Raw genomic sequence first — 12,392 nt, 5'->3', positions numbered from 1 at the left:
CCAGCGCGGGCTCGGCGGTGAGCCAGGCCTCGAGCATGTTGGCGACGAGTACGCCGGCCGATTGCGGATCGATGAAGTTGGCGAGCGACAGCGACGACTGGCTCACCGGCGCCCCTCAGAGCGCCTCGCGGCGGCGCAATAGTTCGCGGTTGATCTCGCAGATCTCCTCGATGATCTCGCGAACGCGGTGATAGTTCGCCAGGTGATCGGCGACGTCGGTGTAATCGGCTTGCGGCACGTAGTCCATTTGCGGCCGGCGGCCGGGAAAGCTCACGGACAGGTAGTACTTGGGACCGTGACCGGGGCCGTCTGCACACTTGCAGCCCGGTTTGCCGCAGCGCTTGTAGCGCTCGATGAGCGAGCCGCGCAAGAGCGTCTCTAACGCTGGCATTTGCTTCAGCAATTGCGCTCGGCGTCTGCGCAAAATGGACGACGGAATATCTTCCATGGGCGGACCACGTTAAAAACTGGTCTGATAATAGGACAAGGAGATGCATTGATCAAGCTCCTTTGTTCGATGACTTCCTGGATCGGGCAAGCTGGTCGATCAACGTGACCAGTTCCACCAACATGCCAAGATCGAAGCAGCATACGGGTGCGATGGCGTCGTCGTGGACAGACGGTGTGCCCCAGTCGGTCCATTCGCGCGCAATGCTAAAGCTGCCGCGATCTATATCGCGCAGAATCAGTGTCTCGGTGCCTGCGACGCGGCGGGCCTTCAGCACGGAAAAGCGTTGGCCCCTAAGGGGATGAAACGGATGACGGATCTCAGCCCATCCCAAATGCTCGTTGAGCACTTGTGCAGTTCGCGTTGACCGTCCCGAGCCTGCGGGATCGAATTGTTCAACGGGCCATGCTGATGGCGATGGAGCCGATCTGGGAGAGTGATTTCCATCCGGCTTCACATGGTTTCAGACCGGCCCGCAGCGTACATCACGCTGTGCGCATGGTGAGACTTCAGTTAACGGCTGCAGATGAGCAGAGTGCTGCGGGACGATGGGTCATCGAGGGCGACCTCGCCAGCTACTTCGACACCGTTCATCATCGCCTGCTACTGAAGGGCATCCGCAAGCGCATTGCCGACCAGCGCTTCCTTGCCCTGCTCTGGAAGTTCATCAAGGCGGGATGCGTTGATCATGGTCTATTCCGTGCCGCGAGTGAAGGTGTTCCTCAAGGCGGAGTTATCTCGCCTTTGCTGTCCAACATCATGTTGCATGAGTTTGATGCGTGGATGGAAACGAACTTCCTGAACAAGAAGGTACGCAAGGACCGGTGGGCGTGGAACTTCGCTATCCTCAACCAGCGGCCCATCGCTGTGCGGGAAAATCGGCAGTGGAAACCAGCAGTATCCTACTGTCGTTATGCGGATGACTTTGTGGTGGTCGTCAAAGGAACTCGCGCGCACGCCGAAGCAATACGCGAAGCGTGTCGGGAGTTCCTCGAAGGCAAGCTGAAGCTCACGCTGAATATGGAGAAGACCCATATCACGCATGTGAATGACGGGTTCGTCTTCCTCGGCCACCGCATCATTCGTAAGCGCGGACCACGCGGCAGCATGCGACCCGTGACGACAATTCCGTGGGAGAAGTATCGGGGCTTTGCCGAGCGGCTGGTCAGACAACTGTCAGGCAATTACAGCATGAACCGGATGGATATGGTGGAAAGCCTGAATCGGCAACTGATGGGATGGGCAACCTTCTACCAGTACACCGACTACACGGCGACCCTGTTTAGCAGGCTGGACCGAACCGTCTTCTGGAAGCTGGGATATTGGCTTGCGCACAAGTACCGGCGTGGCTTCCGGTCGCTAATGCGCGATCATATCCGGGCCCCTGAACCGGGGAGGGCCACGACATGGGTGCTGCAAGGCCGGGATAGTCGGGGTCGGTACGGCGAAGTGGCGCTTCGGCGCCTCGTCACCAGCCGCAAGGGTCGATTCACCTGGCGAACCCCCATAGAAAATCCGTACATATTGCGCGATGAGACACGCCGCACCATCGAGTCGCGCTACGCTGATGTTGCCTTTGCTATGAGCAACACCTCAATGGAGAGCCGGATGCGCTGAGAGGTGCACGTCCGGTTCGGGGAGGAGAAACAGGGAAATAGTTCGACTACGCCCTGTTTCTTACTCCACTGAAGATTCGCGGCAAATGGGCCTATCTCTACCGCGCCGTTGACCGGGCGGGAAAGACGATCGATTTTCGCCTCAGCGCGAGGCGCGACGTGGCGGCAGCAAAGGCGTTCTTCGCGAAGGCAATCAGAACTCAGGGACGCGCTCCTGAGACGATTACGCTGGACGGCTACGCGGCATCTCATCGGGCGGTCCGCGAGATGAGGACCGACGGGTCGCTACCCAGGCGAACGGAATTGCGATCCTCGAAGTACCTGAATAACCTCATTGAGCAGGATCACCGCCACATCAAATCGCGGGTAAACGTGATGCTCGGGTTCAAGCGGTTCCACAGCGCCGCCGTTACGCTCTCCGGCATCGAACTGATGCATCGCATTCGCAAAGGCCAGTTCGATCTCACCAGCATGCACCTCAAAGATACCACTTCGCCCTCGATTTGGATGGCGGTTCTTTCAGCTCGTTGAGGTCTCCGAAACATGGGCGATTTCTCGTCCGCCTACCCAGTTTGCACCACAGCCCTCGCTGAAGGTTCAGGTCGACGTGCTGCGCGAAGCGATCGAAAACTTCTCGCTGCCGGCCTGACCGCCGCTTCGGCCATGCGTGACGAGCGTCATGCACATAAAATTTGATAAAAGTTATTGCGCGAGAAATCTTTCGACGAGGCGCGCCCAGTACGCCGCGCCGACCGGAAGGTTGGCATCGTTGAAGTCGTAGTGCGGGTTGTGGACCATGCAGCCGTCCTCGCCCGCGCCGTTGCCGATGCACAGAAACGAGCCCGGGCGCTCGTGCAGCATGAACGCGAAGTCTTCACTGCCCATCAGGATATCCGCGTTCGCGACGACGTTTTCTTCCCCGACGAGTTCGCGCGCCACCTGCGCGGCGAATTCCGTCTCCACGTCGGTGTTCACGACGACCGGATGGCCCTCCTCGTACGCCACCACCGCCGTCGCGCCGTAGCTCGCGGCCTGCGCCTGCACCAACTCGGCAATGCGGCGCTTGAGCAGCGCGCGCACTTCCTCGCTGAACGAGCGCACGCTCAGTTCCAGCTTCGCCGAATTCGAGATGACGTTGTTCGCCGTGCCAGCATGCAGCGAGCCGACTGTGATCACCGCCGGCTGCGACGGATCGACGTTGCGCGCGACGATGGTCTGCAGCGCCATCACAACGCTCGACGCCACCACGACCGGATCGACCGTCAGATGCGGCCGCGCCGCGTGCCCGCCGGCGCCTTCGATCGTGATCGTCACTTTGTCGCCCGCCGCCGTGAACGCGCCCTTGCGGAACAGAAACGTACCCGGCGGCATGCCCGGATGGTTGTGCGCGCCGAACACGGCGTCGCACGGAAAGCGCGTGAAGAGGCCGTCAGCGATCATCTTCTGCGCGCCGCTCGGGACGCTGCGCTCCTCCGCCGGCTGGAAGTACAGATGCACCGTGCCGCTGAAACGCTGCATGCGCGCGAGATGGCGCGCGGCACCGAGGAGCATCGTCGTGTGACCGTCGTGGCCGCATGCGTGCATCTTGCCGTAGGCCGCACTGGCGTAGGGCTTGCCGGTCTGCTCGACGATCGGGAGCGCGTCCATGTCCGCGCGCAGGCCGATGCTGCGCGTGCCCTCGCCCACCTCCAGCGTGCCGACGACGCCCGTCTCGCCGACGTCGCGCGTCACCTGCCAGCCCCATTCGGCAAGCTTCTCCGCGACGAGCGCGGCCGTTCGCAGTTCCTCGAAGGCGAGTTCGGGATGCTGGTGGAGGTGGTGCCGAATCTCGCGCAGGGAGGGGGCATCGTCGGCGAGATCGGGGATTTCGGTGTAGCGGCAAGTGAGAGTCATCGGGGAAACCTTCGTGTGCCGGTCGGCGCGGCGGCTTTTGGGTCGTGTCAACATTTACGGGCTGCAAAAGCATTGCGCACCGCGCTCACTTATAGCGGACGAATTCAGCCGCAAGCGGGGATAACCCCCAGCTATTTGGCCAAGATGTCGGATGTTTCGGCAGCCTTTTCCAACGGCGGCTTGGTTCGCCGCCGATGGCTTTTACCTAACGGGCCCGTCGGGCAGCAGTCGACCCCACTCCCGCCGGTCACGCTGCCTGGGATCAATGGCGGGTAACCGAGCGTTGCGGTCATGCAGGCCGGCTTCCCCGGGGCAGCGGTTCGGCCGACGTTCGTAGACGTTGCTCCCAAGCTCATCTGGCGTATCCGATCTACGGCACCGGCCGGATCGCGCTACTGGTGCCGCCCGGTTTCGTGTCGCACGTCGAACGCGTTGGGGAAGAACCCAGTGCCGCGCATTCCTGTCCTCTCTTGCTACGACAGGCGGGCTCATCCTGCTCGATCGTCGCGGCATCGGGCTTTCCGACCGGGTCGGACCCAATCCCGGTGTCGACGCGACCGCGCAGGATATCGGCACCGTGCTCGACGCCGCCGTCGAGCACGAAGACTTCGAGGGTTGCACCCGGCGAGCCGCCATCAGTTGTTCGCGCGTTTCGTGGCGCGCCAACTTCGAGGGGAGCGATACGAGCCTCGGGTCTGGACGCCGTCGCAGGTATCGTCCAAGGCCTCGAGCGATTGCGCGAACGTTCGCAAGATATGCCGATTCCGAGAAGCGCGAATGAGTAAATTAACGTATAGCCGAATCCGCCCAGCATGAAGCAGCATGACGCCAATGCGGCTGGCGTGAGCATCCAGCGTTGATAACCGCTCGCGATCTTGAAGAAGCAGTAGATGCATACCAGGTAAAGCACAAGGAAGTTCTGGTTCGCAAGGAGCACGAGTGCAGTAATGTGAACATGAAAGACCGTTACGACCAGAAGAACGCCGAAGAAGCACACCGTCAGCAAGAGCAGCGCATTGCGCGGCACGCCACGTCTATCGAGCTTCGCGAAAAGTGGCGGAAGGAGACCGCTGCGCGCGGCGGCGTAGTAAAAGCGACTCGCACCGAACACCCATGCATTCGCGGTGGCCAGAATCACCACTAAAGTGATCGCGGAGAATGCCATGCGCCAGTTCGGTGAGACCAGGTTCGCCAGACCTTCTGTGGTGTTGATTTGCGGAGTCGCGATGGAAGCGCCGTTCACGGTTGCTGCCAGGATGAAATACAGTCCGATCACCACAAGGAAGGACAGGAAATACGCTCGCCTGATGGACGTTTTCGGATTCTTGAATTCCTCGAGTCCGAATGACACATTTTCCCATCCGAGAAACGCCCAGAAGACCAATGCGGCGGCCTTCCACAGTTTTCGCAGATCTACATCCACCCAGTGCGGGTTCATCCACAGTGCGACACCGAATCTGAGTTCGGGCGCATGCACCGCGCCGAGCAATAACACGGTGGCGGTGATCATGATCAGCGAGACCGTATTGACAAGAGCAGCCGCACGCACGCCGCTCAGATTGAAGCAGATGGGACCCAGCAGGAAAGTTATCGACAACGGGAACAGCATCGTCTGATCGACGCGGAAGGCAACCAGCGCGTAGCTTGCGCCGATCATCGCCTGAGCAGGAACGACCAGGGGCAAGGTCCCGCATAGAACCGCGGCCACTGCATATTCGCCGGGTCGCCCGAGCGCAGCCGCAGCATATCGGGAGAGGCCGCCTGCAGAAGCATATCGGGTACCCAGAACGGAGAATATGCATAGAAGTGGGAAGCACAACATGGCGCAGGCGAGCCAGGCCATCGCTGCGATTTGTGGCGAACTGATTTGCAATGCCAGACCAGGAAGTCCAAAAAGGCCGGACCCGACTACCGTGCCGACGGCAAGAACAGTGCCTGTGAATACTGAGATCTGACAGCGCAGGGTACTCATGTTGTTCCTTGCGGGCGCTTGAATCCAGTTGCCGTCGCGAAGCACGAATGCAGGAGTCGCGATATCGCGCTGATGAGCGCAATGCGATTGCCTTGTGTGTATGGGACAAAGGCGCAGGCTGTGATAGCCGTCACTGAAACAGCGCTTTTGGTCAAAACCCGCGAGCAGCACAAGGAAACCAACTTACCTACGAAGGTCCGGTACAACCTCTAACTCCACAAACTGGCAGGCTGGAGATCGGGAACATTCAACTTCGCCTCCATCGTCTCATTGACGAATGACCCGCCCCCCCCACATGGCCGGGGTCTGCTTTTGGCGTCTCCCGAGTATTCGTCAGCGCCCCACCGTCGGGTCTTGCGGCAACTGAAGGGTGGGGTCCTGCGGCGAAAACAAGACCGTTTCTCCCGTCCCTTTGTCTACAACTTCGAAGTCCGTCGCGAGCAAGCACCGGGGTTGCGCTGTCTTAGGAGGATTGACGCGTTGTATCAGCGGACGAATGGCCGCCCGCAGGCGACCGCCCATTGTTGGGTACGCATCGACCGAAGCTGACGCGCCCGGCGTGAGGCTCACCTGAGGATCGAAAGGAATGCCGTCCGCGTTCAAAAGCGTTTTCCCATTGTCGTCAACTAAGCCGACTTTGACCGTGCAACTGTCGCCTTTGGTCACTGATGTTGACAAATTGACGACCGTGAATTTCGCGAACTAGTACCAGCAGTTCACGCCATCACGGCGTCCTCGTGGTGTACTTGTCATCCACCCCACGACCACTCCGATCTCGAACGAAACGCTGAATCGGACAGGTATCCGTCGACTCCAGCCATTTCGCTTACAACTCGCGCTCGTTCCCACTAAATTAGCTGAGTTCATCCCCTGATTTACCCCCAACGCTAAGGGTTTAATCAATAGCGACGCGCCAATTCGGATCACGACTTCCAGGATATTCGCGAGCGGGCGTACGGCCGGGCAAGTTGTAGAATGAATCCGTTGGGGCGGGCCGTTGCTGTTGTCTACAAGGTACACACGCCATGTCAAGGACCCCAAGCGCAAAGCTCGGAGCACACATTCGGCACGTGTGCGCACTAGGATTTGACAGCGCGACCATCATTCCGTCGGTCGTGGCTGCGACGCGCGAAATCATTGGAGCTGATTTCGGTCACTTCATGTGGTCCGACGAGAATTTCGCGATATCGAGCGTCTATAGCGAAATTGACGAGGCTGCCTATAAGACCTTGGGTGCGTATGAGCACCTACGTCGTACGGGCCATGTGAGTCAGCTTCTTGGTGACTTCTCCGAGTGGATGAGCCTTAGTTGTGGCTTCACGAACTCGGACCACCTCGGTCCTGCACTCGAACGTAGTGCTTTCTATGGGGAAGTGTTATCCCCTACCGGAGGCCGCCATTTCATCAACGTTGTTGCGCGGCACGGTGCACGGGGCTGGGGATCTTTGATTCTAGTCCGCGAAAAAGGGCGACGCCCTTTCACAGATGCCGAATATCGGTGCATCGACGCTTTTAGCAGGCATCTTGGACACGCAATTCGTCATGGCAGCGGCGGTGATGGCCCGTTTGCGGACGGGGAGAGGTCTGGGATACTTGTCGCAGATTGGAACGGCCGCATTCGGCACCAAAGTCGTTCTGCCTACCGACTAATGCTTGAATCCATTGACCGAACGTGTGCCATACGTATCGGAGATGACAATCTACCTTTAGAACTCGCTTCGGTGATTCGAAGCTTGCGTGCGATCGAAAACGGATTAGCGGTCGGTCCGGCAGTCAAAGAGATCACCAATAGATGGGGTCGGTTCATCTGGAGCGCTTACCCGTTGAATGATCTCGGCTGTGTTCTTCACTGTCAGCATCAGGAGCCCATCCTGTTACAGGCGTTACGTGCGGCGCGGAGCGCGGGGCTAAGCGACCGCAAGCAGATTGTCGCCGCGCGCCTGGCTTGCGGTTCAAGCTACTACTGCATCGCCTGTTTGTTGGGCGTGAAGGAGAGTACCATCGCGGACTGTGTGAGAAACATCTATTGGCAACTCGGGGTGAGTTCCGTGAGCGAACTCCGGCAACAGCTTCTCAATAAATAGCCGCGTGCGAGGTGCGATGAGAGACAAAAGGCAGGACAGCCGCAAATACTTTCCTCAAGTGGGCAACAGATTGTCTACTCTAGACCGTATCTGGCGCACGAGGCGAGGCACGTCCACCTTCGACGAGTGTCGACGGATTCCGTTCATCGGCCATCACGCGTAACCGCTCGGCACAGGCCGCTGCGCAAAGTGACATCATGCGACAAAGTGATATCGGGTGGAACGTCAGCTCGAACTGTGGAGGATCGACATGAAATTCCGCAACGTCTTGCCCCGAAGCGTACTCATCCTCGTTGTGCTGTTCGCCGGCGCCGCACGCGCCGAAACACTTCCTTTGCCGTCGAATCTGATTAGCCTGGGAAGCGACAATGGGGGGCAACTCCTGCTCCAAAGTAGCGCACACCGATCATACTGGCCGCTGAGCATTCAGTTCGTGACACAGAAGAATCAGGCGTATTGCGGCGTGGCCACGATGGTGATGGTATTGAATGCGCTGTCGATTGCCGCCCCCGCAACGCCGGGCATCGAACCATTCAAGACCTTTACGCAGGAGAACGTGCTGAATCAGACGACGGAGCAGATCTTGCCGCAGGCCGTCCTGATGGAAAATGGCATGACACTCGATCAGTTTGCGCGGCTGATCGGCACGTACGGCGTCCGTGCCGAAATTCATCACGCGGATACGAGCAGTGTCGATGAGTTTCGGACATTGGCAGCTCGGGCGCTTGAGTCGAATGACGGCTACGTCGTCGTCAACTATTTGCGCCGGGCGTTGGGTGAAGAATCAGGTGGACACATTTCGCCTTTGGCGGCATTCGATGCAAAGTCCGATCGCTTCCTGGTACTCGATGTCGCGCGCTACAAGTATCCGCCTGTCTGGGTAGAAACCGTCGATCTGTTCTCAGCGATGAATACGGTCGACGCGGACAACGAGGGGCGACGACGTGGATTCGTGCTCGTCCGAACCCAGCCGTAACGGTGATTTTGAAGGCGATATAGTCCGACTCCGCCAACCACTCGTCGGATATGGTCGACGCGTGACGATCGGTTCGTCGGATGGGGCCGACGCTCGAATGTCCGTAGATGACACGTGAGCTAGTCTTCAGTGACCGCGATGAGCCAATTTGCTGTCGCTCTCGATGTGCAGCGCATAGGCGACTGATTTTCGATGAGGAGCTGACGTTCGAACGCCCCAAGTGCTCCATCGGCGAATGGCGCTTCGTGGCCGCTCACCGTCGAATGCAAACGGCGTACGTTAGCCGAATCCCGCAAGAGCTTGATCGGCAGGACGCGACCCACAACGGCCAGGGATTTTTCTCGGAAGCGGCCATTCAGGCGGCTTTGGTTGATAGCCATGGAGCACCGCGCATCCTAACGTTCAAGCAATGGTCCCGACCGAATCCGGACTGCCCCCACCACTTTGCCAATGACCTCTCCGCGCGGGACGAATCGAATGGCTGTGGTGCAAACCGGGTAGGCGGGCGAGAAATCGCCCATGTTTCGGAGACCTCAACGAGCTGAAAGAACCGCCATCCAAATCGAGGGCGAAGTGGTATCTTTGAGGTGCATGCTGGTGAGATCGAACTGGCCTTTGCGAATGCGATGCATCAGTTCGATGCCGGAGAGCGTAACGGCGGCGCTGTGGAACCGCTTGAACCCGAGCATCACGTTTACCCGCGATTTGATGTGGCGGTGATCCTGCTCAATGAGGTTATTCAGGTACTTCGAGGATCGCAATTCCGTTCGCCTGGGTAGCGACCCGTCGGTCCTCATCTCGCGGACCGCCCGATGAGATGCCGCGTAGCCGTCCAGCGTAATCGTCTCAGGAGCGCGTCCCTGAGTTCTGATTGCCTTCGCGAAGAACGCCTTTGCTGCCGCCACGTCGCGCCTCGCGCTGAGGCGAAAATCGATCGTCTTTCCCGCCCGGTCAACGGCGCGGTAGAGATAGGCCCATTTGCCGCGAATCTTCAGTGGAGTAAGAGACAGGGCGTAGTCGAACTATTTCCCTGCCTCTCCTCCCCGAACCGGACGTGCGCCTCTCAGCGCATCCGGCTCTCCGCTGAAGTGTCGTTCTAATCGAAGGCGACACCATGCCACCGTGCCACCAGTTTGCTTTGTATTTCACTGATTATCGAAGGTCTTCACCTCACTACAGTCAGTTAATCAACCAGGCAAACCACTTCAACTGCCTCCCTTCGCCATGTAGCCGGCTTTCCCGGCCTCGGACTACTACGGAGGCTCCGCCAGCTTGCACATCATCGGGGACACACTCCCTTAACATCTGTGCAAGCCTTCCCCAGTTCACATGCTGGACTCAAAACGCACGGGCGAGGTTGCCTGTCGCAGTCTTTATCCTTGCTTGCCGCAAGTCGTCGCGAATACCACGGCCTAGCTGCGCGCTCTCCATGGCTCCCTGCTGATGGGCCTACATATCCAATCAGCATTCGCGTTGCCGGGCCGTACATATGATCGGCAACGATCCGCGTCCTGCCTGTTAAGCGGTGTAGGCAGGGGTGACGATTCAACCCTCAGATGCGTTCAAACAGGTTCGTGTTCCTCAACCATCCCATGCTCAGCCTGGAGGCTCATCTTGGCGTAACCGCTTCGCCGCAAGCCCCGTTTCCCACGGACTTCGTCACCTTGCCAGTGTCGGCAAGTCACCGCCGCTTCGGCTCACTTTCTCTCACAGCAGAGAAAGGGCATACCCCGGTACTGCAACGACAACTTCTCCGGGTTTTGCATTCCAAACATGCTCAAGCAACTTCACCCCCGTGCGGGCAGGCTACGTTGGCTGGGCGTACCGTAGGTCTCGTCGACTCGCCACGACTGACCGGCTGTCGTAGCCAACCGATTCCAGCGTTTGACGAACTCCGGCGTGTAGCCGCTTTACCCAACGCAGGATCGTAGTGTGGGCGAGGGACAGGCCGCGCTCAGCCATCATCTCGACAAGATCACGCAGACTGAGCTTGTAGCGCAGATACCAACGCACGCAAAGGACGATGACTTCGCGGTCGAAATGACGCCCGTTGAACAACCGTTCGAGATCTTTCAGCTTGCTCATTTGGCTCGTGGTCGTCAAAAGCTCAAGAGTAACAGACCGACGCACCGGAATTGCACCACAACCCCGGCGAGCCCGCGGACTGCCAGCGCTCCCCTCACCCGGCGAGGACACGCCGCTCGTGCTGCCGGTCGGCCAGTCACTGAAGCCACTCACGCGCGCCGCGTTGCACCGGATTGTGAAGGACGTCTTCAGCGGCGCCGCTGAAGCGTTGCGCGCGCGTGGCGACGACCATGCGCAGCCCGCCGATCGTCTCGCGCAGGCATCGGCACACTGTCTGCGTCATAGCGCGGGCTCACACATGGCAGACCAGCAACTGAATCTGCGACTCGTGCGCGACAACCTCGGGCATGCGTCACTGACGACAACCAGTCAGTATCTGCACGTGGACGATGATCGCCGGCATCGCGAAACCGACGAGAAACACCGCATTGACTGGTGACGGGCGGCAGCGGGAGGACTAACGTCCGGCCTCGAAATCCCCGGTAGTGAGCCTGACCGGTTTGCCCGGACGCAGGCGGATTCTTTCGTTCGGCGACCGCGATAATGCGACGCCGTCCGTCAGCAAATGCCTTGAGCATGCGGACCTGATCAGCGTCTCCGGGCAACCAGAATTGCGCTTCGAGCGCTTCCCGCGTGATCACACAGGCGACCTCACTGCATTGCCCGGCCAGGCGAAACGAGATTTCATATCGGTCCGCCGCGACGTCGGGAATCAGGTCAATCATGTCCATTTTTTTGCACCTCGTGAGGTCAACCAAGGGCCCTTAAGCTGCTGTCGCCTGTCTTCAATTTTACAGAACAGACGGAAGACGGATGCGCCGCTGATTTCCGCCACGTAGATAAACCGTCGCGTAAACTCCGCCCCGCTGCCTTTGCAGGCAGCGGTTTGGGTCTGGATCTTGATACGGATGCGATGAAGCCAGACTGTTAGTTGCATCCATATGGCTGACTCAAGTCCTCAAGGTGAGCCTTTGCGGGACGCGAGCTGCACGCGGTAATTCGAAACCCGATCAGTTGGTCAAGCCACCCGGGGCTGGATAATCGCGCGGGATGAAGGAGGCCGGGTTGGTTTTCGTTTCGCGTGGGGAGATCGGTTGAAGTCGACTCTGAGCCAGCTGTTGTCGATACCTTGGAAACGGCCATTCGATTCGCGATGCAGAGTGTTGCTTGTCGGCCTGAGCCGTCATTCGGGCATCGGTGCCTGTCAGACGGGTATGGGGCGCTTTCCTGTCATTGACAGGTCGGTGGTCGCGAATGACTCGTCCCGCGGAAAGCGAACGAGTACTTGCGACCCTGAGCCGCCTGTCGAGTCACCATA

9 protein-coding genes and 5 pseudogenes are annotated in these 12,392 nt (G+C 59.2%); 5 read left to right on the top strand and 9 right to left on the bottom strand.

The annotated features are described in order from the left end of the window. Positions 1-115: 115 nt before the first annotated feature. Entirely contained in the window at positions 116-448 is a 333-nt protein-coding gene (locus OKW35_RS01410) for a DUF6788 family protein (protein ID WP_429551033.1), read from the bottom strand. 52 nt (positions 449-500) lie between these two features. After that, complete coding sequence (locus tag OKW35_RS01405; RefSeq protein WP_429551032.1) at positions 501-797, bottom strand: Y4bD/Y4pK family protein; 297 nt, start codon at positions 795-797, stop codon at positions 501-503. 2 nt (positions 798-799) lie between these two features. Here OKW35_RS01405 and OKW35_RS01400 point away from each other — a divergent pair, with 2 nt between their 5' ends. Beyond that, a complete protein-coding gene (locus OKW35_RS01400) occupies positions 800-2,065 on the top strand; it encodes a reverse transcriptase domain-containing protein (protein ID WP_429551031.1) in 1,266 nt (421 codons plus the stop codon). A 77-nt stretch (positions 2,066-2,142) separates the two neighbouring features. Then, a pseudogene (locus tag OKW35_RS01395) lies at positions 2,143-2,595 on the top strand (IS6 family transposase); the annotation flags it as partial. A 171-nt stretch (positions 2,596-2,766) separates the two neighbouring features. On the opposite strand, the gene OKW35_RS01390 reads toward OKW35_RS01395, so the two are convergent. The 3 genes from OKW35_RS01390 to OKW35_RS01380 all read right to left on the bottom strand — a co-directional run bounded on the left by OKW35_RS01390 (position 2,767) and on the right by OKW35_RS01380 (position 6,607). Further along, positions 2,767-3,957 (bottom strand): M20 aminoacylase family protein, encoded by a 1,191-nt coding sequence (locus tag OKW35_RS01390; protein ID WP_429551030.1) that lies wholly within the window; start codon positions 3,955-3,957, stop codon positions 2,767-2,769. A gap of 370 nt (positions 3,958-4,327) precedes the next feature. Further along, positions 4,328-5,929 carry an APC family permease gene (locus OKW35_RS01385; protein WP_429551029.1) on the bottom strand — a complete coding sequence of 534 codons (1,602 nt, stop codon included), beginning with the start codon at positions 5,927-5,929 and terminating at the stop codon, positions 4,328-4,330. A 333-nt stretch (positions 5,930-6,262) separates the two neighbouring features. Next, the gene (locus OKW35_RS01380; protein ID WP_429551028.1) at positions 6,263-6,607 is read right to left on the bottom strand and encodes a hypothetical protein; all 345 of its coding nucleotides are present in this window, start codon (positions 6,605-6,607) and stop codon (positions 6,263-6,265) included. Between the two features lie 347 nt (positions 6,608-6,954). Between OKW35_RS01380 and OKW35_RS01375 the strand changes: the two genes are divergently transcribed. Next, positions 6,955-8,013 (top strand): helix-turn-helix transcriptional regulator, encoded by a 1,059-nt coding sequence (locus tag OKW35_RS01375; protein ID WP_429551027.1) that lies wholly within the window; start codon positions 6,955-6,957, stop codon positions 8,011-8,013. Positions 8,014-8,263: 250 nt separating this feature from the next. After that, the gene (locus OKW35_RS01370; protein ID WP_429551026.1) at positions 8,264-8,989 is read left to right on the top strand and encodes a phytochelatin synthase family protein; all 726 of its coding nucleotides are present in this window, start codon (positions 8,264-8,266) and stop codon (positions 8,987-8,989) included. A gap of 119 nt (positions 8,990-9,108) precedes the next feature. Here OKW35_RS01370 and OKW35_RS01365 read toward each other — a convergent pair whose 3' ends face one another. From OKW35_RS01365 to OKW35_RS01355, 3 genes and pseudogenes are all read right to left on the bottom strand, one after another. Further along, positions 9,109-9,369, bottom strand: a complete 261-nt coding sequence (locus OKW35_RS01365) for a hypothetical protein (protein WP_429551025.1) — start codon at positions 9,367-9,369, stop codon at positions 9,109-9,111. Between the two features lie 153 nt (positions 9,370-9,522). Then, positions 9,523-9,975, bottom strand: a pseudogene (locus OKW35_RS01360) (IS6 family transposase); the annotation flags it as partial. 840 nt (positions 9,976-10,815) lie between these two features. Next, positions 10,816-11,074, bottom strand: a pseudogene (locus tag OKW35_RS01355) (IS6 family transposase); the annotation flags it as partial. A gap of 64 nt (positions 11,075-11,138) precedes the next feature. Between OKW35_RS01355 and OKW35_RS01350 the strand changes: the two are divergent. After that, positions 11,139-11,513 (top strand): annotated as a pseudogene (locus OKW35_RS01350) (tyrosine-type recombinase/integrase); the annotation flags it as partial. 142 nt (positions 11,514-11,655) lie between these two features. On the opposite strand, the pseudogene OKW35_RS01345 reads toward OKW35_RS01350, so the two are convergent. Next, a pseudogene (locus OKW35_RS01345) lies at positions 11,656-11,799 on the bottom strand (DUF1488 domain-containing protein); the annotation flags it as partial. Between the last annotated feature and the right edge of the window lie 593 nt (positions 11,800-12,392).

Source organism: Paraburkholderia sp. MM5477-R1 (assembly GCF_050436385.1).
Taxonomy (GTDB): Bacteria; Pseudomonadota; Gammaproteobacteria; order Burkholderiales; family Burkholderiaceae; genus Paraburkholderia; species Paraburkholderia tuberum.
The sequence above is the reverse complement of the archived record's forward strand: the minus strand, read 5'-3'. Positions and strand labels throughout refer to the sequence as shown.